Origin of the sequence: Pseudonocardia sp. NPDC046786 (genome assembly GCF_040645415.1) — a bacterium.
In the GTDB taxonomy this organism is placed as follows: domain Bacteria; phylum Actinomycetota; class Actinomycetes; order Mycobacteriales; family Pseudonocardiaceae; genus Pseudonocardia; species Pseudonocardia kongjuensis.
Window position 1 is genome coordinate 22,104 of the sequence record NZ_JBEYYF010000012.1, and the last position, 25,011, is coordinate 47,114.

General features: G+C 74.1%; 21 protein-coding genes. 15 read left to right on the forward strand and 6 right to left on the reverse strand.

Going from position 1 to position 25,011, the window contains the following annotated elements; translation table 11 throughout:
• Positions 1–36: 36 nt before the first annotated feature.
• From ruvA to ABZ881_RS16460, 7 genes are all read left to right on the forward strand, one after another.
• Positions 37–633 (forward strand): Holliday junction branch migration protein RuvA, encoded by a 597-nt coding sequence (gene ruvA, locus ABZ881_RS16430; protein WP_358485367.1) that lies wholly within the window; start codon positions 37–39, stop codon positions 631–633.
• A complete protein-coding gene (gene ruvB, locus ABZ881_RS16435) occupies positions 630–1,685 on the forward strand; it encodes a Holliday junction branch migration DNA helicase RuvB (RefSeq protein ID WP_344029931.1) in 1,056 nt (351 codons plus the stop codon). The genes ruvA and ruvB overlap by 4 nt, the downstream gene beginning before the upstream one ends.
• Positions 1,686–2,134: 449 nt before the next feature.
• Positions 2,135–2,536 (forward strand): preprotein translocase subunit YajC, encoded by a 402-nt coding sequence (gene yajC / locus ABZ881_RS16440; protein ID WP_344029934.1) that lies wholly within the window; start codon positions 2,135–2,137, stop codon positions 2,534–2,536.
• A gap of 161 nt (positions 2,537–2,697) precedes the next feature.
• The gene (gene secD / locus ABZ881_RS16445) at positions 2,698–4,401 is read left to right on the forward strand and encodes a protein translocase subunit SecD (protein ID WP_358485368.1); all 1,704 of its coding nucleotides are present in this window, start codon (positions 2,698–2,700) and stop codon (positions 4,399–4,401) included.
• Positions 4,398–5,522 (forward strand): protein translocase subunit SecF, encoded by a 1,125-nt coding sequence (secF, locus tag ABZ881_RS16450; protein WP_358485369.1) that lies wholly within the window; start codon positions 4,398–4,400, stop codon positions 5,520–5,522. Before secD ends, secF begins: the two co-directional genes overlap by 4 nt.
• Positions 5,519–6,088: an adenine phosphoribosyltransferase gene (locus ABZ881_RS16455; RefSeq protein WP_344029943.1), complete on the forward strand. Its 570-nt coding sequence runs from the start codon at positions 5,519–5,521 to the stop codon at positions 6,086–6,088. Before secF ends, ABZ881_RS16455 begins: the two co-directional genes overlap by 4 nt.
• Positions 6,089–6,297: 209 nt before the next feature.
• Positions 6,298–8,514 carry a bifunctional (p)ppGpp synthetase/guanosine-3',5'-bis(diphosphate) 3'-pyrophosphohydrolase gene (locus ABZ881_RS16460; protein ID WP_358485370.1) on the forward strand — a complete coding sequence of 739 codons (2,217 nt, stop codon included), beginning with the start codon at positions 6,298–6,300 and terminating at the stop codon, positions 8,512–8,514.
• Between the two features lie 38 nt (positions 8,515–8,552).
• Here the strand turns inward: ABZ881_RS16460 and ABZ881_RS16465 are convergent, their stop codons facing one another.
• Positions 8,553–9,404 (reverse strand): peptidylprolyl isomerase, encoded by an 852-nt coding sequence (locus tag ABZ881_RS16465; RefSeq protein WP_358485371.1) that lies wholly within the window; start codon positions 9,402–9,404, stop codon positions 8,553–8,555.
• A gap of 128 nt (positions 9,405–9,532) precedes the next feature.
• Here ABZ881_RS16465 and hisS point away from each other — a divergent pair, with 128 nt between their 5' ends.
• Both hisS and ABZ881_RS16475 read left to right on the forward strand, forming a co-directional pair.
• Positions 9,533–10,846 carry a histidine--tRNA ligase gene (gene hisS, locus ABZ881_RS16470; protein ID WP_358485372.1) on the forward strand — a complete coding sequence of 438 codons (1,314 nt, stop codon included), beginning with the start codon at positions 9,533–9,535 and terminating at the stop codon, positions 10,844–10,846.
• 8 nt (positions 10,847–10,854) lie between these two features.
• The gene (locus ABZ881_RS16475) at positions 10,855–11,409 is read left to right on the forward strand and encodes a class I SAM-dependent methyltransferase (protein ID WP_358485373.1); all 555 of its coding nucleotides are present in this window, start codon (positions 10,855–10,857) and stop codon (positions 11,407–11,409) included.
• Positions 11,410–11,494: 85 nt separating this feature from the next.
• On the opposite strand, the gene ABZ881_RS16480 is transcribed toward ABZ881_RS16475, so the two are convergent.
• Positions 11,495–13,408: a YibE/F family protein gene (locus tag ABZ881_RS16480; RefSeq protein ID WP_358485374.1), complete on the reverse strand. Its 1,914-nt coding sequence runs from the start codon at positions 13,406–13,408 to the stop codon at positions 11,495–11,497.
• A 104-nt stretch (positions 13,409–13,512) separates the two neighbouring features.
• Here ABZ881_RS16480 and ABZ881_RS16485 point away from each other — a divergent pair, with 104 nt between their 5' ends.
• The 4 genes from ABZ881_RS16485 (at position 13,513) to ABZ881_RS16500 (ending at position 20,250) form a co-directional block, all read left to right on the forward strand.
• Positions 13,513–15,645, forward strand: a complete 2,133-nt coding sequence (locus ABZ881_RS16485) for an intein-containing Rv2578c family radical SAM protein (RefSeq protein ID WP_358485375.1) — start codon at positions 13,513–13,515, stop codon at positions 15,643–15,645.
• Positions 15,646–15,732: 87 nt separating this feature from the next.
• Positions 15,733–17,577, forward strand: coding sequence for an aspartate--tRNA ligase (aspS, locus tag ABZ881_RS16490; protein ID WP_358485376.1), 1,845 nt, complete (start codon positions 15,733–15,735; stop codon positions 17,575–17,577).
• A 381-nt stretch (positions 17,578–17,958) separates the two neighbouring features.
• Entirely contained in the window at positions 17,959–19,158 is a 1,200-nt protein-coding gene (locus ABZ881_RS16495; protein WP_358485377.1) for a hypothetical protein, read from the forward strand.
• Between the two features lie 258 nt (positions 19,159–19,416).
• The gene (locus tag ABZ881_RS16500; RefSeq protein WP_358485378.1) at positions 19,417–20,250 is read left to right on the forward strand and encodes a helix-turn-helix transcriptional regulator; all 834 of its coding nucleotides are present in this window, start codon (positions 19,417–19,419) and stop codon (positions 20,248–20,250) included.
• A gap of 52 nt (positions 20,251–20,302) precedes the next feature.
• Here the strand turns inward: ABZ881_RS16500 and ABZ881_RS16505 are convergent, their stop codons facing one another.
• Complete coding sequence (locus ABZ881_RS16505; protein WP_358485379.1) at positions 20,303–21,118, reverse strand: SAM-dependent methyltransferase; 816 nt, start codon at positions 21,116–21,118, stop codon at positions 20,303–20,305.
• A gap of 196 nt (positions 21,119–21,314) precedes the next feature.
• On the opposite strand from ABZ881_RS16505, the gene ABZ881_RS16510 reads away from it, so the two are divergent.
• Complete coding sequence (locus ABZ881_RS16510) at positions 21,315–21,536, forward strand: DUF397 domain-containing protein (RefSeq protein ID WP_344029973.1); 222 nt, start codon at positions 21,315–21,317, stop codon at positions 21,534–21,536.
• A gap of 54 nt (positions 21,537–21,590) precedes the next feature.
• On the opposite strand, the gene ABZ881_RS16515 is transcribed toward ABZ881_RS16510, so the two are convergent.
• From ABZ881_RS16515 to ABZ881_RS16525, 3 genes are all read right to left on the reverse strand, one after another.
• Entirely contained in the window at positions 21,591–22,745 is a 1,155-nt protein-coding gene (locus ABZ881_RS16515) for an aminotransferase class I/II-fold pyridoxal phosphate-dependent enzyme (protein WP_358485380.1), read from the reverse strand.
• Positions 22,742–23,263, reverse strand: a complete 522-nt coding sequence (locus ABZ881_RS16520; protein ID WP_358485381.1) for an Lrp/AsnC family transcriptional regulator — start codon at positions 23,261–23,263, stop codon at positions 22,742–22,744. Before ABZ881_RS16520 ends, ABZ881_RS16515 begins: the two co-directional genes overlap by 4 nt.
• An 81-nt stretch (positions 23,264–23,344) precedes the next feature.
• Complete coding sequence (locus ABZ881_RS16525) at positions 23,345–23,557, reverse strand: hypothetical protein (RefSeq protein ID WP_358485382.1); 213 nt, start codon at positions 23,555–23,557, stop codon at positions 23,345–23,347.
• A gap of 172 nt (positions 23,558–23,729) precedes the next feature.
• On the opposite strand from ABZ881_RS16525, the gene ABZ881_RS16530 reads away from it, so the two are divergent.
• Entirely contained in the window at positions 23,730–24,998 is a 1,269-nt protein-coding gene (locus ABZ881_RS16530; protein WP_358485383.1) for a hypothetical protein, read from the forward strand.
• Positions 24,999–25,011: the final 13 nt, after the last annotated feature.

Below are 25,011 nucleotides of genomic sequence, written 5' to 3' on the forward strand. Positions count from 1 at the left end.
ATCTCGAACGACCGTTCGCGGGAAGGGGACCCGTCGGTGATCCACTCGGTGCGCGGCCCGGTGCTGGAGATCGGGCTCGATCACGCCGTCGTCGAGGTCGGCGGGGTCGGCCTCGCCGTGTACGCCACACCGGCGACGCTCGGCGGGTTGCGGCGCGGTGAGCAGGCCCGGCTCGCGACCACGCTGGTGGTGCGCGAGGAGTCGCTGACCCTGTTCGGCTTCGTCGACACCGAGGAGCGCGAGCTGTTCCTGCTCCTGCAGACGGTCTCCGGGATCGGGCCCCGGCTCGCCCTGGCGACCCTCGCCGTGCTGGAACCGGACACTCTGCGCCGCGCGCTGGCCGACGGCGACCTGGCCGTGCTCACCCGGATCCCGGGTGTCGGGCGCAAGAGCGCCGAGCGGCTGGTCGTCGAGCTCCGCGACAAGGTGACCGCGACCGCCGCCACCCCGGCGGCCGCCGCACCGTCCGCCGTCACCTCCACCCGCGACCAGGTGGTGGAGGCACTGCTCGGTCTCGGCTTCACCCAGAAGCCCGCCGAGCAGGCGGTCGACGCGGTGCTGGCCGGGTCGCCGGACGCGGGGGCCAGCACCCTGCTGCGCACCGCGCTGTCCTCGCTGGGCCGGTCCCGGTGACCACCGCCGGGGACGACGCCGAGTTCCGCGACGTCGACGCGGTCGTCCATCCCGACGACCTCGACGTCGAGGCCTCCCTGCGGCCGCGCTCGCTGGACGAGTTCATCGGCCAGCCCCGGGTCCGCGAGCAGCTGGAGCTGGTGCTGGAGGGCGCGCGGCGGCGCGGCGACCCGCCCGACCACATCCTGCTCTCCGGCCCGCCCGGGCTCGGCAAGACCAGCCTCGCGATGATCGTCGCCCAGGAGATGGGCGCCGCGATCCGGCTGACCTCCGGGCCCGCCCTGGAGCGGGCCGGCGACCTGGCCGCGATGCTGTCCAATCTCGTCCCCGGCGACGTGCTGTTCATCGACGAGATCCACCGCACCGCCCGGCCCGCCGAGGAGATGCTGTACCTGGCGATGGAGGACTTCCGGGTCGACGTCGTCGTCGGCAAGGGTCCTGGTGCGACCTCGATCCCGCTCGACGTCGCACCCTTCACCCTGGTCGGCGCCACCACCCGCGCCGGATCGCTGACCGGGCCGCTGCGCGACCGGTTCGGCTTCACCGCGCACATGGAGTTCTACGACGACGGCGAGCTGCAGCAGGTGCTCCGCCGGGCCGCCGGGATCCTCGGCATCGACCTGCGCCCGGACGGCGCCGAGGAGATCGCCGGCCGCTGCCGCGGCACCCCGCGGGTGGCGAACCGGCTGCTGCGCCGGGTGCGCGACTTCGCCGAGGTCCGCGCGGACGGCGTGATCCGCCGCGACATCGCCCGCGCCGCGCTCGCCGTGTACGACGTCGACGAGCTCGGCCTGGACCGGCTGGACCGGGCCGTGCTCGGCGCGCTCGTCCGCTCGTTCCACGGCGGCCCGGTCGGGATCTCCACCCTCGCCGTCGCGGTGGGGGAGGACCAGGGCACCGTCGAGGAGGTCTGCGAGCCCTACCTGGTGCGGGCCGGGATGCTCGCCCGCACGCCGCGCGGCCGGGTCGCCACCCCGCTGGCGTGGTCGCACCTGGGCCTCACTGCGCCCGCCGACGCGCCCGCCGGGCACCGGATCGAACCGCTCTTCTGATTCCCGGCACCGCCGGGGGAATTGCACCGTCGGTCGCCGGGCCCGTTCCGGAAAAGGTTCGCAACGCCGCTATCCGGCGCAATCCGGACCGTCGGCGACAATTCGGACGCAATCCCGTCGGACCGGCCGCGGCACGGTCCGGCGCGGGATGCCCGCATGGCGGTACCGCCGCCGCGGCGGCGCCGGTGACGGCCGGGTCCCGGGCGGTCCCGGCGGTCCCGGGCGGGCCCCGGCGGGACCGCGCGGACCGCCCTGCACGGACATGCAGGTCCGGATCGGGCAGTGTGGGACAATCCGAACATCAGAGCCGTTGAGTGGTGTAGCAGGCGCAGCACCACCGTTCGTCTCGCGATTCTGCGACGAGCGGCCTGAATGGTCGGGGGTTGCTCGGTGATTTCCCGGCGACTGGCACACTGATACGTGGCGAAACGAGACGGAGACCCCGCACGATGGATCTGATTCTTGCGCAGGAGGCCGGTGGTTCCGGTCTGCTGTCGCTGCTGCCCTTCCTCATCATCCTGCTGCTGTTCGTGCCGCTGTTCCTGAACGGCCGCAAGCAGCGCAGGCAGATGGCGGAGACCCAGGCGATGCAGCAGGCGCTGGAGGACGGCGACGTCGTCGTCACCACGTCCGGGCTGCGGGGAACCGTCACCGACGCCTCCTACGAGGACACGATCGACCTCGAGATCGCCGACGGCGTGGTCACGACCTGGCTGCGTGCGGCGATCCGGGAGAAGGTCAACCCCGACGCGGCGTCGGAGGACGAGTCCGGTTCCGGTGACTCCACCGAGTCCGCCGGCGACACGGACGCCTCGCAGCAGAAGTCGGAGAACAAGCCGACGATCCACTGAGCGGCCGCCGAGCGGGTCACGTCCCGCTCCGGCTGCCCCGGTCCCGCGGACCGGCCCGGCACCGGACCCCCTGAGGGTCCGGCCGGGGCCGGCCGGGTCCGGGCGACCGACCGTGAGGCCGGCCGTGGCCGTCGCACGAGTCGGAGCAGGAGAACACCAACGTGGCACCGTCGTCGGGGCAGCAGCATGTCCGCCCCTGGCGCTACCTGACGGCCTTCCTCGGCATCGTCGTGATCCTCTACACCCTGGTGCTGTTCACCGGGGGCGGGAACCTCACGCCGAAGCTGGGCATCGACCTGCAGGGCGGCACCCGCGTCTCGCTCACCGCGCGCACGACGGACGGCCTGCCGCCGCCGCGCGACCAGCTGGTGCAGGCGCAGGAGATCATCGAGCAGCGGGTCAACGGCCTCGGGGTCAGCGGCGCCGAGGTCCAGCTCGACGGCAGCAACATCGTCATCACCGTCCCCGGTGACGAGGGCGAGCAGGCCCGCTCGCTCGGCCAGACCGCGCAGCTGCGGTTCCGCGAGGTGGTCCAGGAGGTCCCGGCCGCCCCGGCCGCGGTGCCGCCGGCCGCGACCCCGCCGCCGGCCGGCACCCCACCCGCCGCGGGGGACGCGACCGTCCCGCAGGGCATGGGCGGTCCGCCGGAGCGGTCCGCCGCCGTCGCACCGGTGGCGTACGCCGGCCCGCAGCAGGACCCGCCGCCCGCCCCGGAACCCCCGGCGCCGGACGACCCGCGGATCGCCGCTGAGGTGTCGCAGGCCAGGCAGACCCGGCAGAGCGACGATCCGGCGGTCCAGGCGCAGGCGCTGCTCGCACTGGACTGCACCGGCACCGATCCGCTGCAGGGCTACGACGACCCGGCCCGGCCGCTGGTCACCTGCAGCGAGGACGGCTCGGCCAAGTACGTCCTCGGGCCCACCTTCATCGAGGGCACCCAGATCGCGTCCGCGCAGGCCCAGCCGAACCCGCAGGGCGCCGGCTACGTCGTCAGCCTCACCTTCAAGTCGCAGGGCGCGCAGGCGTGGGGCGAGTACACGACGCAGAACATCGGCCAGCGTGTCGCGTTCGTGCTCGACGGCGACGTGGTGTCCGCCCCGGAGATCACCGTCCCGATCCTCGGCGGCGCGACCGAGATCTCCGGCCAGTTCAACCAGGAGCGGGCCCAGGAACTCGCCCAGGTGCTGCGCTACGGCTCGCTGCCGCTGGCCTTCGACTCCGGCACCGCGCAGACCGTGTCCGCCACCCTCGGCCTGGCCTCGCTGGAGGCCGGGCTGATCGCCGGTGCGGTCGGCCTGGCACTGGTGCTCGTCTACTGCCTGGCCTACTACCGGCTGCTCGGGCTGCTCACGATGCTGTCGCTGGTGCTGTCCGGGCTGGTCGTCTACGCCGTGCTGATCCTGCTCGGCCGCTGGATCGGGTTCACCCTGGACCTCGCCGGTGTCGCCGGGTTCATCATCGCGATCGGCATCACGGCGGACTCGTTCGTCATCTTCTTCGAACGGCTCAAGGACGAGATGCGCGAGGGCCGCACGTTCCGCTCCGCCGTCCCGCGTTCCTGGGAACGGGCCCGGCGGACGATCCTCACCGCCGACGCGGTCAGCTTCCTGGCCGCCGCGGTGCTCTACATCCTGGCCGTCGGCGAGGTCCGCGGGTTCGCCTTCACCCTCGGCATGTCCACCGTGCTCGACCTGGTCGTGGTGTTCCTGGTGACGTTCCCGCTGGTCGTGCTGATATCCCGGTCCCGGACACTGGGTCGGCCCGGGCTGTCCGGGCTGGCCGCCGTCGACCGGATCGGTGCGCGGCACCGCCGCACCGCCCCCGCGGCGGGCCGCCGCGTCGCAGCGCAGGGAGGACGGGCATGACCGCGCCCGAGCGGCTGTCGGGCTGGACCCGGCTCACCACGGGCACCGCGAACGTCGACATCGTCGGCCGCCGCCGGATCTGGTACCTCGGGTTCGCGGCGCTGATCGGGATCTGCCTGCTGTCGCTGGTGCTGCGCGGGTTCAACCTCGGCATCGACTTCACCGGTGGCTCGCAGATCCAGCTGCCCGCCACCGGAGCGAACGGGGCGATCAGCACCCAGCAGGTCGAGCAGGTCTACCAGGGGGTGATCGGCACCGCGCCGGAGGTGACCCAGGCGGTCGGGACGGGCGAGGCGGCGTCGATCGTGCTGCAGTCCGAGCCGCTGACCCCGGAGCAGCTGATCCCGCTGCGGGACGGGCTGTTCACCCAGCTGCAGCCGCTCGGCCCGGACGGGGTGCCGAGCGCCGCGGCGATCAGCGACTCCCAGGTGTCCGGCACCTGGGGCGGCGAGGTGACCAGCCAGGCCCTGATCGCACTGGCCGTGTTCATCGTGCTGGTGACGATCTTCCTGGCGGTCTACTTCGAACGCGCGATGGCGGCGGCCGCGCTGGTCGCGCTGGTCAATGACATCGTCGTCACCGCCGGGGTGTACTCGATCATCGGCCTGGAGGTGACCCCGGCGACGGTGATCGGCCTGCTCACCATCCTCGGGTTCTCGCTCTACGACACCGTCGTCGTCTTCGACAAGGTCCGGGAGAACGCGCGCGGCCTGCTGAAGCGGACCCGCCGGACCTACGCCGAGGCGGCGAATCTCGCGCTGAACCAGACCCTGATGCGCTCGCTGAACACCTCGCTGATCGCGATCCTGCCGGTGCTCGGCCTGCTGGTGATCGGCGTCGGGCTGCTCGGCGTCGGCACGCTCGCCGATCTCGCGCTGGTCCAGCTCGTCGGGATGATCACCGGCGTGATCTCGTCGCTGCTGCTGGCGACCCCGCTGCTGGTCGACATCAAGCTGCGCGACAAGCGGTTCCGCGACCAGGCACTGCGGGTCGCCGCGCGCCGGGCACGCACCACCCCGGAGGGCGGCGCGGCCGCGGCGGATACCCTCGCGGTCGTGAGCAGCTCCCGCCCCAGCACGGCGTCCCGGCCCACCGGCAAGACCGGGCGGGCCCGCCGGTGACCGCCGTCGACGACATCCGGCCCGGCCCCGGCGTCGACGGCGACTCCGCGGAGGACCTGCTGCGGATCGCCGACCTGATCCGCTCGGTGCCCGACCACCCGGAGCCCGGGGTGCTGTTCCGCGACATCACGCCGGTGCTCGCGCACGGCGGCGCGTTCGCGACGGTCGCCACCGAGCTGGCCGCGCACACCGGCGAGGCCGAGCTGGTGGTGGGCGTCGAGGCCCGCGGGTTCCTGCTCGGTGCCGCCGTCGCGCTCGTCGCCGGCGTCGGGACGGTCCCGGTACGCAAGGCGGGCAAGCTGCCCGCGGTGGCCGCGTCGCGCAGCTACGAGCTGGAGTACGGCAGCGCCACCCTGGAGCTCCCGGCGGACGTCGTCGAGCCCGGGACCCGGGTCTACGTCGTCGACGACGTGCTGGCCACCGGCGGCACCGCGGCCGCGGCCTGCGCGCTGCTCACCGACGTCGGTGCCGAGATCGTCGGGTTCGGCACGCTGCTCGAGCTGACCGCGCTGAACGGCCGGGGACGGCTCGGCGACCTGCGGGTGGATGCGCTGCTGAGCGCCTGATCCGGCGCGGTTCCGCCGGGGGACGGTCCGCGGACTATCCTCAGCGACGGACCACCCGCTACCGGGCACGAGCAGGAGGTGCGGTGACCGAGGTCGACCGGACGAGCACCACGGCGGACGCACATCCCGCCACACGCCCGCTCACGCCCGACGACGAACCGCCCCGCCCGTCCGCGACGCGGCGCGTGCGGGCCCGGATCGCGCGCCGGATGACGCCCCAGCGGGTCGCGATCGTGACGCCGGTCCTGGAACCGCTCGCCGCGGTGCACCGGTCGCTGCACCCCAAGGCCGATCTGGTCCTGCTGCAGCGCGCCTACGACGTCGCCGAGTCCAAGCACGAGGGGCAGACCCGCAAGTCCGGCGACCCGTACATCACGCACCCGCTGGCCGTCGCGACGATCCTCGCCGAGCTCGGCATGGACACCACGACGCTGGTCGCGGCGCTGCTGCACGACACCGTCGAGGACACCGACTACTCCCTCGAACGGCTGCGCGCCGAGTTCGGCGACGAGGTCGCGCACCTGGTCGACGGCGTCACCAAGCTGGACAAGGTCGAGTTCGGCACGGCGGCGGAGGCCGAGACGATCCGCAAGATGGTCGTGGCGATGGCGCGCGACCCGCGGGTGCTCGTCATCAAGCTGTCCGACCGGCTGCACAACATGCGCACGATGCGCTTCCTGCGGCCGGAGAAGCAGGTCAAGAAGGCGAACGAGACCCTCGAGGTGTTCGCACCGCTCGCCCACCGGCTCGGCATGGCGACGGTGAAGCTGGAGCTGGAGGACCTGTCCTTCGCGATCCTGCAGCCGAAGAAGTACCAGGAGATCGTGCGGCTGGTCGCCGACCGGGCGCCGTCCCGGGACACCTACCTGCGCCAGGTGATCGACGAGGTCGCCTCCCAGCTGGACTCGGCGCGGATCCCGGCGAAGGTCGAGGGCCGGCCCAAGCACTACTACTCGATCTACCGCAAGATGATCGTCAAGGGCCGGGACTTCGACGACATCCACGATCTGGTCGGCGTCCGGGTGCTGGTCGACGAGGTGCGCGACTGCTACGCCGCGATCGGCATGGTGCACGCCCTGTGGCAGCCGATGCCCGGCCGGTTCAAGGACTACATCGCCCAGCCCCGGTTCGGCGTCTACCAGTCGCTGCACACCACCGTGATCGGCCCGGACGGCAAGCCGCTCGAGGTGCAGATCCGCACGCACGCGATGCACCGCACCGCCGAGTACGGCATCGCTGCGCACTGGCGCTACAAGGAGGTCAAGGGCGGTCAGGGCAAGGAGGTCGAGGTCGAGGAGATGGCGTGGATGCGCCAGCTGCTCGACTGGCAGCGCGAGGCCGCCGATCCCGGCGAGTTCCTCGACTCGCTGCGGTTCGATCTCGCCGCCCGGGAGATCTTCGTCTTCACCCCCAAGGGCGACGTCGTCACCCTGCCCACCGGCTCCACCCCGATCGACCTGGCCTACGCCGTGCACACCGAGGTCGGGCACCGCTGCATCGGGTCCCGGGTGAACGGCAAGCTGGTCGCGCTGGAGCGGCAGCTGTCCTCCGGCGACGTCGTCGAGATCTTCACCTCCAAGGCGGAGGACGCCGGGCCCAGCCGGGACTGGCTGGCCATCGCGAAGTCGCCGCGGGCCAAGGCGAAGATCAAGCAGTGGTTCGCGAAGGAGCGCCGCGAGGAGGCCGTCGAGGAGGGCAAGGAGGCGATCACCCGGGAGGCGCGCCGCACCGGGATGCCGCTGCAGCGGCTCATCTCCGGCGACGCCATGTCCGCGATCGCCCGCGAGCTGCACTACTCCGACGTGTCCGCGCTCTACGCCGCGGTCGGCGAGCACCAGACCAGCGCCCAGCACGTCGTGCAGCGGCTGGTCGCCTGGTTCGGCGGCGAGGAGGAGGCCGAGGAGGAGCTCGCCGAGCGGGCGACGCCGTCCACCGTCCGGCACCGCAGGCCGTCCGGGAACGCCGGCGTCGTCGTGCAGGACGGCGACGGCAACGCGATGGGCGACCTCTACGTCAAGCTGGCCCGCTGCTGCACCCCGGTGCCCGGCGACGAGATCCTCGGCTTCGTCACCCGCGGCGGCGGGATCAGCGTGCACCGCACCGACTGCACCAACGCCGGCGATCTCACCGCCCGCGAGGAGCGGCTGGTGGAGGTGGCCTGGTCGGTGTCGCCGGAGTCGGTGTTCCTGGTGGCCATCCAGGTGGAGGCGCTCGACCGGCACCGGCTGCTGTCCGACGTGACGAAGGTGCTGGCCGACGAGAAGGTCAACATCCTGTCCGCGTCGACGACGACCTCCCGGGACCGGGTCGCGGTGTCCCGGTTCTCGTTCGAGATGGGCGACCCCAAGCACCTCGGGCACCTGCTGCAGGCGGTCCGCAACATCGAGGGCGTCTACGACGTCTACCGGGTCACCTCGGCGGCCTGAACGACCCGGGGGGCGGGGAGCCCGCCCCCCGGGGCCGGTCAGCCGACCGTCGCGGTCTCGATGTCGACCGGCATGTTCGGGGTGCCGTCGCCGCTACCGACGGACTCGCCCGCCCGGGCGACCGCGTCCAGCGTGCGCAGGCCCTCCTCGCCGATCGAGCCGAAGACCGTGTACTCCGGCGGCAGCTGGGCGTCGCCGTAGATCATGAAGAACTGGCTGCCACCCGAGTTCGGCGCGGCCGTCTTCGCCATCGCGAGCATGCCGCGGCCGTAGCTCAGGCCGTCGAACACCTCGTCCGGGATGGTGTAGCCGGGACCGCCGGCGCCCTGCCCGGTCGGGTCGCCGCACTGCAGCACCTGCAGGCCGGGGCTGGTGGTCAGCCGGTGGCAGGACGTCCCGTTGTAGTAGCCCTGCTGGATCAGGCTCTCGAAGCTGTGCACCGTGCACGGCGCCAGCGCGCGGTCCAGGGTGAGGTCGATCGTGCCGGCGCTGGTGCTGAACGACGCCGGCACGGTGCCCTCGGCGGACACCTCGCCGTCGGCGGGCGGGTCCACCGGCTTCGACGCGGGCGCCTCGGTCGGGTAGGCGCAGTTCACCGACCCGGGGAGCGCAGTCGGGCGGGTCGGCAGCGGGACGATCGGGAGCCCGGAGGTGTCCGGTCCGGTGTCCTGCTGGGCCTGCGCGGCCGGGTCGGCGGGCTCGGTGTCGCCGCCGCCCCAGGCCGCGGTCAGGGCGTAGACGCCGCCGGCGGCCACCGCGACCACCAGCACCGTCGCCACGACGGCGATCGTCGTGTTCCGCTTCTGCTTCCGGGCCCGTTCCACCCGGTGCGCCTGCTGGGCGGCCAGCTTCCGCTTGGCCGCCTCCCGGCGCTGCTCGTTCGTCGCCACGCTCTGCTGCTCCCTAGTCGATCACCGGTCACCGGAGGGTATCGGGGGCACCTGGGGGCGGATCGGGGAGACACCGGTTCTAGGCTGGGGGAGCCTTGCGCACCGGCACGAGAGGACGTGGACCTGCAGTGACCGCCACCGAGCAGCAGGCGGAGGGCCGGGCGCGCAAGCCCGAACCGTTCGCCGCGCCGAAGGGCATCCCGGAGTACCTGCCGCCGGACTCGGCCGGGTTCACCCATGTCCGGGACACCCTGGCCGGGGCCGCCGCGCGCGCCGGGTACGGCCACATCGAGCTGCCGGTCTTCGAGGACACCGGGCTGTTCGCGCGCGGGGTGGGGGAGTCCACCGACGTCGTCTCCAAGGAGATGTACACCTTCGCCGACCGCGGCGGTCGCTCGGTGACGCTGCGGCCGGAGGGCACCGCCGGCGTCGTCCGGTCGGTGATCGAGCACAACCTGGACAAGCAGGGCCTGCCGGTCAAGCTGCGCTACGCCGGGCCGTTCTTCCGGTACGAGCGCCCGCAGGCCGGCCGCTACCGGCAGCTGCAGCAGGTCGGCGTCGAGGCGATCGGCGTCGACGATCCCGCGCTCGACGCCGAGGTCATCGCGATCGCCGACGAGGGCTTCCGGGCGCTCGGCCTCACCGGCTACCGGCTGGAGCTCACCTCGCTCGGCGACACCGCCTGCCGGCCGCGGTACCGCGAGCTGCTCCAGGAGTTCCTCGCCGGGCTGGACCTGGACGAGCCGACCCGCGAGCGGGCCGCGATCAACCCGCTGCGGGTGCTCGACGACAAGCGCCCCGAGGTGCGGGCCGCGATGGCCGACGCGCCGCTGCTGATGGACCACCTGTCCGCCGAGGCCGCCGAGCACCACGCCGCCGTGCTGGCGCATCTCGACGACCTCGGCGTCGCCTACACCCCGAACCCGCGGATGGTCCGCGGCCTCGACTACTACACCAAGACCACGTTCGAGTTCGTGCACGACGGCCTCGGCGCCCAGTCCGGGATCGGCGGCGGCGGCCGCTACGACGGCCTGATGGGCACCCTCGGCGGTCCGGACCTGTCCGGCGTCGGGTTCGGCATCGGCGTCGACCGCACGCTGCTGGCCTGCACCGTCGAGGGCGTGCAGCCGTGGTCGGGCGCCCGGGCCGAGGTGTTCGGCGTGCCGCTCGGCGAGGACGCCCGCCGCCGGCTGGTCGTGATCGCGGCCCGGCTGCGCGCCCAGGGGGTGCGGGTCGACCTGTCCTACGGCAACCGCGGCCTGAAGGGCGCGATGAAGTCCGCCGACCGCTCCGGGGCCCGGTTCGCGCTCGTGCTCGGCGGCCGCGACCTGGAGAACGGCACGATCGGGTTGAAGGACCTGGTCTCCGGCGACCAGCAGGACGTCCCGCTGGACGGGGTGGTCGACGCCGTGGTGACTGCGGTCGCCGCCGAGGTCGGCTGAGCGCCGCGATGGCCGCGTCGGACCGGGAGGACTGGGACCGCAGGCACCGTGCCGTCGGTGCGGGTGCCGGTGCCGGTGCCGCGCTGCCCCCGGACGCGCTGCGCGGCCGGCTCGAGCTCGTCCCGGAGACCGGCCGGGCGCTCGATCTCGCCTGCGGCCGCGGCGCGGTCGCGGTGTGGCTGGCCGGGCGCGGGCTCGACGTGGTCGCGGTCGACGTGTCCCCGGCCGGGCTCGCCGCGGGCGCCGAGCTGGCCACCGCCCTCGCCCCGCCCGGCCGGATCCGCTGGGTCGAGGCCGATCTCGACGACGGCTTCCCCACCGACGACGGCGTCTACGACGTCGTGGTCCGCCAGCGGTTCCGGGTGCCCGCCCTGTACCCGGCGCTGGCCGCGGCGGTGGCCCCCGGCGGGCTGCTCGCGATCACCGTGCTGTCCGAGGTCGGCGACAGCGGCGGCCGGTTCCGCGCGGCGCCCGGCGAGCTCGTCGCCGCGTTCGCCGGGTTCGACGTGCTCGCCCACCACGAGGCCGACGGCGAGGCGCACCTGCTGGCCCGCCGGCCGTGATGCGCTGAGCGGTCCGGGCGGCGGTCGCAGCCGCGGGCCCGGTGCGCCGACGGCCCAGGGTTGCGAGGACCGGGGGGCCTGCGGGTCAGCGATGCGCGGCGACGAGGGCCGCCAGGCCGGTGGTCACCGGGACCGCGGCGACCAGACCGATGCTCCCGGCCAGCGTCCTGACGATCTCGGTGGCGACGTCCTGGCCGGTCAGCACGTCCGACACGCCCCCGGCGGCGACCGAGAACAGCAGCATCAGCGGCAGTGCCGCACCGGCGTAGGCGAGCACCAGGGTGTTCACCGCCGACGCGACGTGGTCCCGCCCGATCCGCATCCCGGCGGAGAACAGCGCCCGGGCACCCAGCTCCGGGTTCGCCGCGCCGAGCTCCCAGACGGCCGACGCCTGGGTGACCGTCACGTCGTCGAGCGCGCCGAGCGCGCCGATCACCAGCCCGGCGAGCACCAGGCCGCGCGGGTCGATCGGGATCCCGCCGAGGGTGCCGATCAGGTTGGCTGTGGTGTCGTCCAGCCCGGTCAGCCGCGCGGCGGCGGTGAAGCCGTAGCCGATCACCCCGATCAGCGCCAGCGACACCAGCGTGCCGAGCACCGCACACGACGTCCGGGCGCTGAACCCGTGGGTCAGGTACAGCACCACGAACATGATCAGGCACGCCCCGGTCACCGCCACTGCGAGCGGTGAACCGCCGGACAGGATCGCGGGCAGCACGAACCACAGCAGGATGCCGAACGTCAGCCCCAGGCTGATCAGTGCGGCGAACCCGCGCAGCCGCCCGAGCAGCACGACGGCCAGCGCGAACGCGGCCGCCAGCCAGATCAGCGCGGGCGTCCGCTGGAAGTCGTTGAGCTGGTACGACCCGGCGGAGTCGGGATCGCCGCCGGACCAGGCGAGGGTCACCGGGTCGCCGACGGCGAACCGCGGGCTGGACGGCTCGTTCGGCACCAGCTGCACCAGGTCGCGTCCGGCCCGGGGGCCGTCGGTCATCGCGATCGTGACGCCGGTGCAGGCGCCGTCCGCGGAGCCGGGGGAGCAGTCCGCGACGGCGACCGCCGTGACGTCCCCGCGCACCTGCTCGGTCGGCGGGAACTCCGGCGTCGGGACGTCTCCGGGCCACAGCAGCGCGACACCGGCCAGCGTGGCGAGCGCGCACGGGACAAGCAGGGCGACCAGCAGGTTCCGCACCCGCCGTCCGGCCGGGCTGGGGCTGCCGTGGCCGTGCCCGTGGCCGTGGCCGTGGCCGGTCGGAGGGGCCGACCGGTGCCCGGCGGCAGCGGCGGATCCCGCGGTGACCGGGCCGGTCCCGGCGATCCCGGGGTCGTCGTCGGGACCGGCGTCCTCTGCAGCCGATGCCGACCCGCGGACGCGACGCCCGCCGCCGTCCGGCAGGCCGGTGCCGCGGGTCCGGTCCGCCGGGGGACCGTGCGCGGCGTCGCGGATCCGTGCCCCGGTGGCCTCCGGCGCCGCGGCCGGGTACTCGCCGGTCTCCGCCCGGCTGCGGCGGTACGTGGGCGTCTCCTCGTCGTGAGCGCCGTGGCCGTACGTCCCGCCGGTGTCGTCCCGGCCGCCCCGGCGACGGGCCCCCGCATCGCGGTCCGCGCGCCCGTGCCCGGCCGGACCGCTGCGGCGGGGCTGCGGCGCGGTGCCCGGCGGACGGCCCGCCGTGGCACCGGGTCCGGCCGCCCACGGCCGGGGCCCGCCCGGCGCCGGGTCGCGCTCGTACGGGCCCGGTGCGCCACGACGGGCGCCGCGCTGCGGGCCGTCCGCGTCGTACGGCCGGGCGCCGGTACCCCCACCGGTGCCGCCGGAGCGCGGTACGGGCGTCCGGCCGGCCGGACGGCCCCCGGCCGGGGGCGGCTCGTCCGGTGCGCCGGCGGACCGCGGCGGCGACTCCGGCCGCTGGTGCCTGCCCGTCCCGTCCGCCCGCCGACGCCCGCCGGGTTCCCGGTCCGGACGCACGTCACCGGCGGACCGGTCGGGATCGTCGGGGTGCACCCCGGCATCCTCGCAAGTGATCACCCGGCGCCGGAGCGGTGCTCGCCCGGAGGGCACCGCCGGGCGACGACCGGTTGCCCATCGTTCGAACTTGTGTTCGACTTATGCTCGTGCGGTGGAGCGGACAGCAGGTGGGGACCGACGGGGTCGGGGCGGATGCGGTGCTGCCGGGCATGGCCGGGTTGCTGCGCTCGGTGCGGACCCCCGAGTTCGCCGGCGCGGTGTTCCACGAGGTGGAGGCGCGTTCGGCGCTGAACCGGGTGGGGCCGTCGTCGCCGGTGCCCTTCGGGTGGACGGTGAACCCGTACCGGGGATGCGCCCACGCCTGCACGTACTGCCTGCGGGGGGACACCCCGGTGCTGACCGCCGGTGGCCGGTCCCGGCCGATCGCCGATCTCCGCCCCGGCGACGAGGTGATCGGCACCGTGACCGACGGGCACGGCAGGCGCCGGTTCGTGCGCACCCCGGTGCTGGCCCACTGGTCGACCCGGCGCCGCGCACAGCGGGTGTCCCTGGACGACGGGACGGTCCTCGTGACGTCGGCCGAGCACCGGTTCCTGACCCGGGAGGGCTGGGCGCACGTCCGGCCGGGGCGCTGCCGCTCGTCGGCGGACCGGCCGCACCTGACCGCCGGATCGGCGCTGGTCGGGCCCGGTGCGGCGGCGATGCCCGCGGAGGGCCACCCGGCCGGCTGGGCCGAGGGGTACCTGTGCGGGCTGGTCCGGGCCGACGCGGTCCGCAGCAGGCGGTCCGCGGAGCCGTTCCCGTCCGACTGGGTCGAGCTGGAGGCGCTGGCCCGTGCGCACCACCTGCTCACCTCGGGCGGCCGGGGCGGCCCGGGCGGCGCGGATGCCACCGGCCCGGGCGCGGCGAACCGTCCCGGCGCGGCCGGCGTGGCCCGCGTCCCGGCGGGCGCCGGTCCGGCGGGCGTGCGGCAGGCGGCAGCGGCGGGGCACGCCTCCGACGCCCGGGCGCCGCACCGCGCCGCACCCTCGGCGACGGTGTGGCCGGAGCGGCCGGGGCCGGGCTGGTCCGCCGGCTTCCTCGGGGGAGTGCTCGACGCGAGCGGCGAGGTGTCCGCGGGTGTCCTGCGGATCACCCCGGGCGACGAGCAGCTGACCCGGGCGACCGTGGACGCGTTGCGCAGGCTCGGGTTCCGGGTCGCCTCCGAGCCGTCCGGCCGGCCGGGCGGACGGTCGCTGCGGGTGCTCGGCGGGGCCGCGGAGCAGCTGCGTCTCGTCGCGGTGGCCGATCCGGCCCTCGCCCGGGTCCGGGACGTGGCGGGGGCGCTCGTCGAGGAACCGCGGGACGGCGCGCCCCGGGTGGTCGACGTGCAGGACATCGGCGACATCGTGCCGATGTTCGACATCACGACCGGCACCGGCGACTTCGTCGCCGCAGGCGTGGTCAGCCACAACTGCTTCGCCCGGAACACGCACACCTACCTGGACCTGGATGCGGGCACGGACTTCGACTCGCAGATCGTGGTCAAGGTCAACGTCGCCCGGGTCCTGGAACGGGAGCTCGCCCGCCCGGGCTGGCGGCGCGAGCACGTCGCGATGGGCACCAACACCGACCCGTACCAGCGGGCCGAGGGCCGCTACCGGCTGATGCCGGGGGTGATCGGCGCGCTCGCCCGGTCCGGGACGCCGTTCTCCGTCCTCACCAAGGGCACCGTGCTGACCCGCGACCTGCCGGACCTGGCCGCCGCGAACACCGACGTCCGCGTCGGGGTGGGGGTGTCGGTCGCGCTGCTCGACCGCGAGCTGCAGTCCCGGCTCGAACCCGGCACACCGAGCCCGCGGGCACGGCTCGACCTGGTCCGGCGGATCACCGACGCCGGCCTGCCCTGCGGGGTGATGGTCGCGCCGGTGCTGCCGTGGCTGACCGACTCCGCCGAGGCACTCGACGCGCTGCTCGCCGACATCGCGGCCGCCGGGGCGAGCGGCGCGACGGTGCTCGCGCTGCACCTGCGGCCGGGGACCCGCGAGTGGTTCCTCGGGTGGCTGGGCCGGGAGTACCCGGCGCTGCTGCCGCGCTACGAGCGGCTCTACCGGCGCGGCGCGTACGCGGGGCGCGACTACCGGCAGGCGCTGTCCCGGCGGGTGGCGCCGCTGCTGGCCCGGCACGGGCTGGACCGGCCGGAGCCGAACCCGCGGGACCCGGGCTGGACACGGCAGGAGTCCGGGCCGCCGGCGTCGCCCGATCCGCGGGCCGGCCAGCTGAGCCTGATGTGACGCCGGGCGGGTCCCACCGGAGCCGGGCCCACCGGACCGCAAACCTGGTGGCGGGCCCGGCGGGGCGGGCGGATAGCCTTGTCCGCCGTGATGCGAACCCACCCCGTCGGCACCCTGCGTGCCGAGAACGCCGGCCAGACCGTGACCCTCGCCGGATGGGTGGCCCGCCGCCGGGATCACGGCGGCGTGATCTTCATCGACCTGCGTGACCGGTCCGGATCCGCCCAGGTCGTGTTCCGCGAGGGCGAGATGGCCGAGCGCGCCCACCGGCTGCGCTCCGAGTTCTGCGTGCAGGTCGTCGGCACCGTCGTCGCGCGCCCGGCCGGCAACGAGAACCCGGAGCTGCCGACCGGCGACATCGAGGTCACCGTCACCGAGCTGACCGTGCTGTCCGAGTCGGCGCCGCTGCCGTTCCCGATCGACGAGCACAGCGGCGTCGGCGAGGAGATCCGGCTGACGCACCGCTACCTCGACCTGCGCCGCCCCGGCCCGGCCGCGGCGATGAAGCTGCGCAGCGACGTCAACAAGGCGGCCCGCGACGTGCTGGCCGCCGAGGACTTCATCGAGGTCGAGACGCCGACGCTGACCCGCTCCACCCCGGAGGGCGCCCGCGACTTCCTGGTGCCCGCCCGGCTGCGCCCCGGGTCCTGGTACGCGCTGCCGCAGAGCCCGCAGCTGTTCAAGCAGCTGCTGATGGTCGGCGGACTGGAGCGCTACTACCAGATCGCGCGCTGCTACCGGGACGAGGACTTCCGCGCCGACCGGCAGCCCGAGTTCACCCAGCTCGACATCGAGATGAGCTTCGTCGAGCAGGACGACGTGATCGCACTCGCCGAGCGCGTCCTGGTCGCGCTCTGGAAGCTGGTCGGCCACGAGATCACGACCCCGATCCCGCGGATGAGCTACGCCGAGGCGATGTCCCGGTACGGCTCGGACAAGCCGGACCTGCGGTTCGGCATCGAGCTGACCGAGCTGACCGGGTACTTCGCCGGCACCGGGTTCCGGGTCTTCCAGAACCCCTACGTGGGCGCCGTCGTGATGCCGGGCGGGGCGTCGCAGGCCCGCAAGGTGCTCGACGGCTGGCAGGAGTGGGCCAAGCAGCGCGGCGCCCGCGGCCTCGCCTACGTCCTGATCAGTGAGGACGGCACGGTCGACGAACGCGGCCCGGTCGTCAAGAACCTCTCCGAGACCGAGCGGGCCGGGCTGGCCGAGGCCACCGGCGCCCAGCCGGGCGACTGCATCTTCTTCGCCGCAGGCAAGCCGAACGAGGCCCGCGCGCTGCTCGGCGCCGCCCGCGGCGAGATCGCCCGCCGGATCGGCGCGATCGACTCCTCCGCCTGGTCGTTCGTCTGGATCGTCGACGCGCCGCTGTTCGAGTCGACCGCCGACAGCGACGACGTCGCCGTCGGTGGCGGGGCCTGGACGGCGCTGCACCACGCGTTCACCTCGCCCACCCCGGAGTGGATCGACACCTTCGAGCAGGACCCGGGCAGCGCGCTGGCCTACGCCTACGACATCGTCTGCAACGGCAACGAGATCGGCGGCGGCTCGATCCGTATTCACGACGCGGACGTCCAGAAGCGGGTTTTCGAGATCATGGGGCTGTCCGAGGCCGAGGCCAAGGAGAAGTTCGGCTTCCTGCTCGACGCGTTCACCTACGGGCCGCCGCCGCACGGCGGGATCGCGTTCGGCTGGGACCGGATCACCGCGCTGCTGGTCGGCAGCGACTCGATCCGCGAGGTCATCGCGTTCCCGAAGACCGGCGGCGGGTTCGACCCGCTCACCCAGGCGCCCGCGCCGATCACCGCAGGCCAGCGCAAGGAGGCCGGGGTGGACGCGCGCCCGGCCGGCCCGGCGCCCGGCGGCTCGGCCCCCGGGCGGCCCGCGGAGACCGGCGGCGGTGCGCCGGAGAAGCCCGGCCCGGCCGCCTGACCGCCCCCGCCCCGACCGGTGGCCGGCCGACCGGCCGGCCACCGCGGCGGGTCCGATCGGGCACTGCCGTCGAGGGTTCCGGGGAGTCCGCCCGCCCCGCGCCGGCGGGCCGCCATCCGTCCAGGAACCCGGCACGGCCGGCCGCGCAGCACCACACCACTCGCCGCACGCGGACGTCCGGCGGCTCGTCCGATCGGCGGTGGTGCACCAGCACCCGCCCACCAGCACCGGCCCACCACGGGCCCGTCGCCACCGAGCACGACGGGCGCCGGGCACGTCCCGCGGCGGCACTACCGGCCCCGGCGGGACACCGGCAGGGTGGAGGCGTCCGGGTCCCGTCCGGAGGGGCACGTCCGACACGAGGGGTAGGGTCCGCAGGCGATGACCGATCCGCAGGCGACTCCCGGCGCGGTCGCAGCGATGGCCGGTGCCGCGCGGCTGCTCTCCCGGCGGGCGGGCTCGGAGGTCGAGCTCTCCGAGCCGGAGGACCTCGGCGGCAGCGGCCGCTCGGTCGTCGCCCGGGCGAGGATGGCGCAGAACCCGTTCTCCGACCGGCGCAGCGTCGTGATCAAGCAGTACGCGCCGCCGGGCCCGGACGACGACCCGATCACGTCCGACCCGTACCGCTACGAGGTCGCGTCCTGCCAGCTGTTCACCGCGCTGCCCAGCGACGTCCGGCCCAGCCCGGTGATCATCGCCCACGACCCGGAGCAGCGGCTGCTCGTGCTCGAGGACCTGGGCCGCAGCATGACGCTCGCGGACAAGCTGTTCGGCCCGGACCGTGAGGCGGCCCGGATCTGCCTGCTCGGCTGGGCCAGGGGGCTCGGCCGGATGCAGGCGGCCACCGCGGGCCGGGAGGGTGACTTCGGGGCGCTGCTGCGACGGCTGGGGGAGAAGGTCCGCCGGGACCCGATCGCCGACCAGGCCCGCGCCGCACTCGCCGGGCTGCCCGGGCTGCTCGCCGACGCCGTCGGCGTGGAGGTCCCGGAGATGGCGGTGCTGGAGGCCCGGGGCGGGGTCCGGCTGCTCGGGGGGACCGGGTTCCGGGCGTTCAGCCCGTCCGACACCTGTCCCGACAACAATCTCGTCACCAGCCGCGGCGTCCGGTTCGTCGACTTCGAGTGGGGATGTTTCCGGGACGTCGTGCTGGACGCCGCCTACGTCCGGGTCCCGTTCCCCGGCTGCGCGGCCAGCTACGCCCTGCCGTCACCGGTACGCGAGCAGATGCTCGACGCGTGGCGGGCCGAGGTCGCACCGGTCTGGCCGGAGCTCGACGACACCGAGCTGCTGGAGTCCAGGCTGACCGACGCGCACCTGCTCTGGGTGTGGTGGTCGACCTGGCTGCTGCTGCCGCGGGTGCTACACCGGGACCGCCCGATCGGACGCGACGCCGGGCGGTCGCCGCGGATCAGCACCGCGCTGCGGCACTACTGGCAGGGGCTCGGCGCCGCCGCCGCGGCCACCGACCGGGCCGCGACGGCCGAGCTGGCCGCCGCCGTCGTCACCGCGCTCGACGCCCGCTTCCCGGACGCGCCTTCCGAGCTGCCCGTCTTCCCGGCGTTCCGCACCGCCGACCGCTGACCCCGCCGATCTCGGCCGGTCGGTGCCCGTGGCGCACCCGGCCCCGGGCGGCACGGGCGTCAGCGTGACGCGGGTACGTGCAGACTCTCTCGGCTGCGACGATCGTGAGATGATCGTCACCCGGGGGAGCCTGGGCGGTGCCGTGGGCGCGGCATGTCACACTCTCCGTACGCGTCCGTCCACGTTCCGGGGTGGTTGATGGGTTCCGGCGAGTCTCGTCCGAGCGGTTCGGCAGCAGCCGAGACCGCAGCCGGGCCGGTGGCGTTGCGCATCCTCGTCGGGACGCACCTGAAGCGTTTCCGGGAGGCCGCCGGCGTCAGCCGGGCCGTCGCCGCCGATCTCATCCGCGGCTCCGAGGCGAAGATCAGCCGGATGGAGTCCGGCCGGGTCGGGTTCAAGCAGCGCGACGTCGCCGACCTGCTGACGCTCTACGGCAACATCGGTGAGACCGAGCGCTCGGAGCTGCTGGTCCTCGCGCAGCGGGCCAGCGAGCCGGGCTGGTGGCAGCCGTTCAGCGACTCCATGCCCGACTGGTTCACCACCTACGTGGGGCTCGAGCAGGCCGCCGCCACGATGCGCACCTACGAGCCGCAGTTCGTGCCGGGCCTGCTGCAGACCGAGGGCTACGCCCGCGCCGTGATCGAGCTGGGCCGCCCCGCGCCGCCCGCGGAGGTCGAGCGCCGGGTCACCCTGCGGATGGAGCGCCAGCAGATCCTGGAGGGCTCGTCGGCCCCCGAGTTCTGGGCGGTGATCGACGAGGCGGCGCTGCGCCGCCCGATGGGCAGCGATCAGGCCATGCGCGACCAGCTGGAGCACCTGCTGAAGGTGTCCGAGCTGCCGAACGTGACGTTGCAGGTGCTCCCGTTCAACCAGAGCGGTGCCGCCGCCACCGGCGGGCCGTTCATCCTGCTGCGGTTCGCCGACGCCGACCTGCCCGACATCGTCTACCTGGAGCAGCTGACCAGCGCGCTCTACCTGGACAAGCGCACCGACGTCGAGACCTACCTGGTGCTCATCGACCGGCTCGCCGCGGCCGCGCTCACCCCGCGCCGCTCGCAGGCGATGATCTCGTCGCTGCGCGGCATGTTCTGACCGGACGCCGCTCCGGTCACCCGTCGGCCCGGGTGGCCGGAGCGGCCCGCGGTCAGTCCTTGAACGCCACCCCGCCGTACTCGATCCACTCCTTGGTGGCCTGCACCTCCGGCGCCACGTCGTCCGGGTGCCAGGTGGAGACCTCGACGATGCCCGGCTCCATCACCGACAGCCCGCCGAACAGCGCCTCGACCTCGTCCGGCGTGCGCACCCGGCCCCAGTTGCCCCCGGTGTTGGTCAGCATCATGTCGGTGAGGTTGCGCCGCACGTCCGCGTCGGTGCTCGCCAGGTGCGAGATGACGACGGCGCTGCCCTTCGGCAGCCGGTCCAGCACACCGGCGACCAGGCCGGCCGGGTCGTCACCGTCCGGGATGCAGTGGAGGAAGGACAGGAACAGCGCCGCGGTCGGCCGGGAGAAGTCCAGCAGCCGGGTGACCTCAGGGTCGCTGTAGATGGTGGCGAAGTCCCGGACGTCGGCCTGGATGACGGTCGACGTGTCGTCCTGCTCCAGCAGGGCGCGGCCGTGGGCGAGCACGATCGGGTCGTTGTCGATGTAGACGGTGCGCGACGCCGGATCGACCGCCTGCGCGACCTGGTGCACGTTGTCCTGGGTGGGCAGGCCCGAGCCGTGGTCGAGGAACTGGCGGATCCCGTGCTCCTCCGCCAGGTACCGGACGGCCCGGATGAGGAAGCGCCGGTTGTTGATCGCGAGGGCTGCGGTTCCCGGGGCGACCGCGGAGAGCGCGGCGCAGGCCTGCCGGTCCACCTCGTAGTTGTCCTTGCCCCCGAGGTAGAAGTCGTACATCCGAGCGACGCTCGGTGTGCTGACGTCGACCTCGGACGGCGTGACCGATCGCGCTCGATCCATTCCTGCGACGCTCCCTTGCTCGACCGTTCCGACGGGCCCGGCCCCGATCGTGCACGACGGTGCCCGGTCGCGCCGATGGTAGCGGTTGCGCCGTGCATTCGAGCCGCCACCCGGACGTGTCGAACACGGCGAACGGGGGAGCGGACGACTGCTACGGTTGCAATTGCATCAGTCCAGAACGTCGGGAGGGATACCGATGAGCGAGATCGATCTGCCGGACGGCCTTCAGTGGCGGAAGAGCATGCGCAGCAACCCGAACGGGGCCTGCGTGGAGGTCGCCCCACTTCCGGGTGGCGGTGCCGCGGTGCGCAACTCGACCCGGCCGGACGGTGCGTACGTGACCTACACGCGGGCCGAGATCACCGCGTTCCTGCAGGGCGTGCACGACGGCGAGTTCGACGACCTGATCGCACCCTGATCCGGCGTACGACGAGCAGGCGGGTGCCGGTCACCGACCGGCACCCGCCGTCGTTCAGAGCCGGCGCAGGAAGTTCCCGATCCGCTCGACGGCCTGTTCCAGCTGCGGCAGAGCCGTCGCGTAGGAGCACCGGACGTGCCCCGCGCCGGACGGACCGAACACCGTGCCCGGCACCACCGCGACCGACTCCTCGCGCAGCAACCGCTCCGCGAACGTCTCCGCGTCGAGCCCGGAGGACCGGATGCTCGGGAACGCGTAGAACGCCCCGGCCGGCTCCGGGCAGTCCAGGCCGGCCTCGCGCAGGCCCTTCACGAACACCCGCCGGCGGCGGTCGTAGTCGGCGACCATCTCCGCGACGTCCCGCTCGGCGTTGCTCAGCGCCTCGATCGCGGCCATCTGGGACACGTGCGGCGCGCACAGCATCGTGTACTGGTGCACCCGCAGGCACAGCTCGGCGATCGGCCGGGGCGCGGCGAGCCAGCCGACCCGCCAGCCGGTCATCGCCTGGGCCTTGGAGAACCCGCCGAGCACCACGGTCCGGTCCCGGGCGCCGGGCACCGCACCGAGGCAGCTGTGCACGCCCTCGTAGGTGAGCCGGTCATAGATCTCGTCCGACAGGAGATAGAGGTCGTGCCGCTCGGCGAGCGCGACGAGTGCGCGCAGCACCTCCGGCGGCTGCACCGCACCGGTCGGGTTGGCCGGTGAGCCGATCAGGATCGCCTTGGTCCGCGGGGTGACCGCGGCCTCGACGGCGGCGACGTCGATCGCGAACCCGTCCTCGGCCCGGGTCGGGACGCCGACCGGCGTGCCACCGGCGAACGAGACGCACGGCGGGTAGGCGACGTAGCAGGGCTCGGGGACGATCACCTCCTCGCCCGGGTCCAGCAGCACCCGCAGGGCCAGGTCCAGTCCCTCGGACACGCCGGTGGTGACCAGGCACTCGGTCGCCGGGTCGTAGTGCGCGTCGTACCGGGACGCCAGGTCGGCGCAGATCAGCTCGCGCAGCCGGGGGAGGCCGGCGTTGCCGGTGTAGGTGGTGTAGCCGCGCTCCAGGGCGTAGATCCCGGCCTCGCGGATCCGCCACGGCGTGACGAAGTCGGGTTCCCCGACGCCGAGCGAGATGACGTCGTCCATCTCGGCGGCGATGTCGAAGAACCGCCGGATCCCGGACGGCGGGATGGCGGTGATCGTGCTGTTCAGCGGTTTCACGGCGTCACCGGCAGCCGGTGGTCGGCCTCCGGCTCGGCGAACGAGTCGCCGTCGCGCTTGTGCGTCGCCAGCACGAAGTGCGTCGCGGTGGAGCGGACCCGGTCGATCGTCGACAGCTTCTGGGACACGAAGTCGCTGATCGCCCGGATGTCCGGCCCGACGACCGTGCAGCGCAGGTCGTGCCCGCCGGAGACCAGGTAGCAGTCGCGGACCTCGTCGAACCGCGAGATCCGGGCGGCGACGTCGTCGAAGCCGACCCCGCGGGCGGGCTCCACCGCGACGTCGATGAAGGCGGTCACCCGAGCACCGGCCCGGCCGGCACCGGCGAGCGTGCCGTCGGTCGTGCCGTCCTCGTACCGGGCCCAGTCCACGACCGCCCGGTGCCGCCGGATCACCCCGGCCCGCTCCCACTCGGTGATCCGCGCGTCGACCTCGTCGACCGGCAGACCGAGCATGGTCGCGACGGTGTCGTGGTTCAGGGAGGCGTCCCGTTCGAGCAACTCGAGGATCTCGCGCACGCGCCCGACCCTACGTCGGCCCCGGGCGTTCCGAGCCGGCCACCACGCCGTGGGTGACGGACCCGACTCCGGCGGATCGGCTCAGGCCGCGCGGGCCACCCGATCGGGTGCGGGTGCGCTCGCCCGGGCCGGGTCGAGCAGGCCGCACTCGAGATCGACGAGCCGGGCCCGGGTGCACGGGCCACACACGAACACCACCCCGCCGGGGCCGTGGTGGCTGCTCCACTCGAGGCCGTGGATGTCGGCGGCCGTGCGCGGCCGGGTGCAGAGCGGGCATCCGAGGATCGTGTCCATGCCCCATGAGGGTGCCGCGGGCGTGTTGCCGGAGGGTGACCGTGCGCGTCGCCGGAGTTGCGTTCCGGCGACGATCCGGGGTCCGCGGCGATCATCGTCCCAGGTCACGAAACGGGTGCGACCTGGTGAACCCGGTGTGCGACCACCGGTAGCAGGGCTACTGTCCGCGCGCATGAGCAACGAGCCGTCATCGGGCGGCGACCCGCAGCAGGGGGCCGCGGGGACGCCGGACGACGCGGGCGCCGCGGCGTCCGGACACCAGGCGCCCCACGGACAGCAGCAGTACGGCACGCCGCCCGGGCAGGCGCCACAGGGCGGGCAGCCGCACGGGTACGGCGATCAGCCCACCGCCGGGCAGCCGTACGGGGACCAGCAGGCCGGGGGCCAGCAGTACGGGGGCCAGCAGTACGGCGGCGGGCAGCAGTACGGGGCACCGCAGCCCGGCGCACCGCAGTACGGGGACCAGCACTACGGCGCACCGCAGTACGGGAGCCAGCAGTACGGCGCCCAGCAGTACGGCGCCGAGCAGTACGGCGCCCAGCAGTACGGGGGCCAGGACCAGTACGGCTGGCACACCCAGGGCGCCTACCAGCAGCCCTACCCGGCCGGCCAACAGTACGGCGGCTACCCCGGCCAGCCGGTCGGTCCGGCCGGCACGCCCGCAGGCACCTCTCCGGACCCGCTGGTGCCGTTCTCGCTCAACGACTGGTTCGCCAAGATCATCGGCGTGCTGCAGCGCAGCTGGAAGCCGATGCTCGTCGTGCAGGCCGCGGTCTGGGTGCCGATCGCGCTGCTGGAGGCGGTGCTGATGCTCACCGGCCTGCGGGTGGAGCCGGACGGCGCGCTGCCCGCGGTGGGGAGCGTCGTCTCGCTGGGGCTGGCGAACCTGATCACCTCGGTGGTGACGGTCGTGCTGGGCGCCTTCGGGATGCTGGCGACGGTGTTCGTCATCATCCGGGACGCCGCCGGGCGCCCGTACGACCCGCAGCAGGTGTGGGCGTTCGTGAAGCAGCGCGGCCTGGCGGCGGTCGGCTGGTACTTCCTCGCGGGTGTGCTCGTCGTGGTCGGCGTGATCGCCCTGGTGCTCCCCGGGATCTACCTGGGCACCGTGTTCTTCGGTGCGCTGGCCGGGGTGCTGGCGGTCGAGCGGGCCGGCATCGGCCGGACGTTCGCGCTGGTCAACCCGCGGTTCTTCCCGGTGCTCGGCCGGGCGGTGCTGCTGGTGATCACGATATCCGTCGCCGGCGTGCTGATCGGCCTGATCACCGTGCCGTTCGCGTTCATCAGCGTCGTGCTGGCCCAGCTGCTCTACTACGTGCTGATCATCCCGCTCGGCCTGGTGTCCGGTGCCGCCGCCGTCGTCACCTACGCGGAGAACCGGTTCCACGAGCACAACCCGGTGCACACCCCGGTGCTGGCCGACGAGATGGACCGCGCCTGACGCTCCGCGGGCC

What these genes read in the sequence shown, in the direction of transcription:
- secF (WP_358485369.1), top strand. Translation starts at nt 4,398, where the DNA reads ATGACCGCGCCCGAGCGGCTGTCGGGCTGGACCCGGCTCACCACGGGC.
- ABZ881_RS16475 (WP_358485373.1), top strand. Translation starts at nt 10,855, where the DNA reads ATGGCCGCGTCGGACCGGGAGGACTGGGACCGCAGGCACCGTGCCGTC.
- yajC (WP_344029934.1), top strand. Translation starts at nt 2,135, where the DNA reads ATGGATCTGATTCTTGCGCAGGAGGCCGGTGGTTCCGGTCTGCTGTCG.
- ABZ881_RS16505 (WP_358485379.1), bottom strand. Translation starts at nt 21,118, where the DNA reads ATGGATCGAGCGCGATCGGTCACGCCGTCCGAGGTCGACGTCAGCACA.
- ABZ881_RS16485 (WP_358485375.1), top strand. Translation starts at nt 13,513, where the DNA reads ATGCTCGTGCGGTGGAGCGGACAGCAGGTGGGGACCGACGGGGTCGGG.
- ABZ881_RS16525 (WP_358485382.1), bottom strand. Translation starts at nt 23,557, where the DNA reads ATGGACACGATCCTCGGATGCCCGCTCTGCACCCGGCCGCGCACGGCC.
- ABZ881_RS16495 (WP_358485377.1), top strand. Translation starts at nt 17,959, where the DNA reads ATGACCGATCCGCAGGCGACTCCCGGCGCGGTCGCAGCGATGGCCGGT.
- ABZ881_RS16530 (WP_358485383.1), top strand. Translation starts at nt 23,730, where the DNA reads ATGAGCAACGAGCCGTCATCGGGCGGCGACCCGCAGCAGGGGGCCGCG.
- ABZ881_RS16460 (WP_358485370.1), top strand. Translation starts at nt 6,298, where the DNA reads ATGACGCCCCAGCGGGTCGCGATCGTGACGCCGGTCCTGGAACCGCTC.
- ABZ881_RS16510 (WP_344029973.1), top strand. Translation starts at nt 21,315, where the DNA reads ATGAGCGAGATCGATCTGCCGGACGGCCTTCAGTGGCGGAAGAGCATG.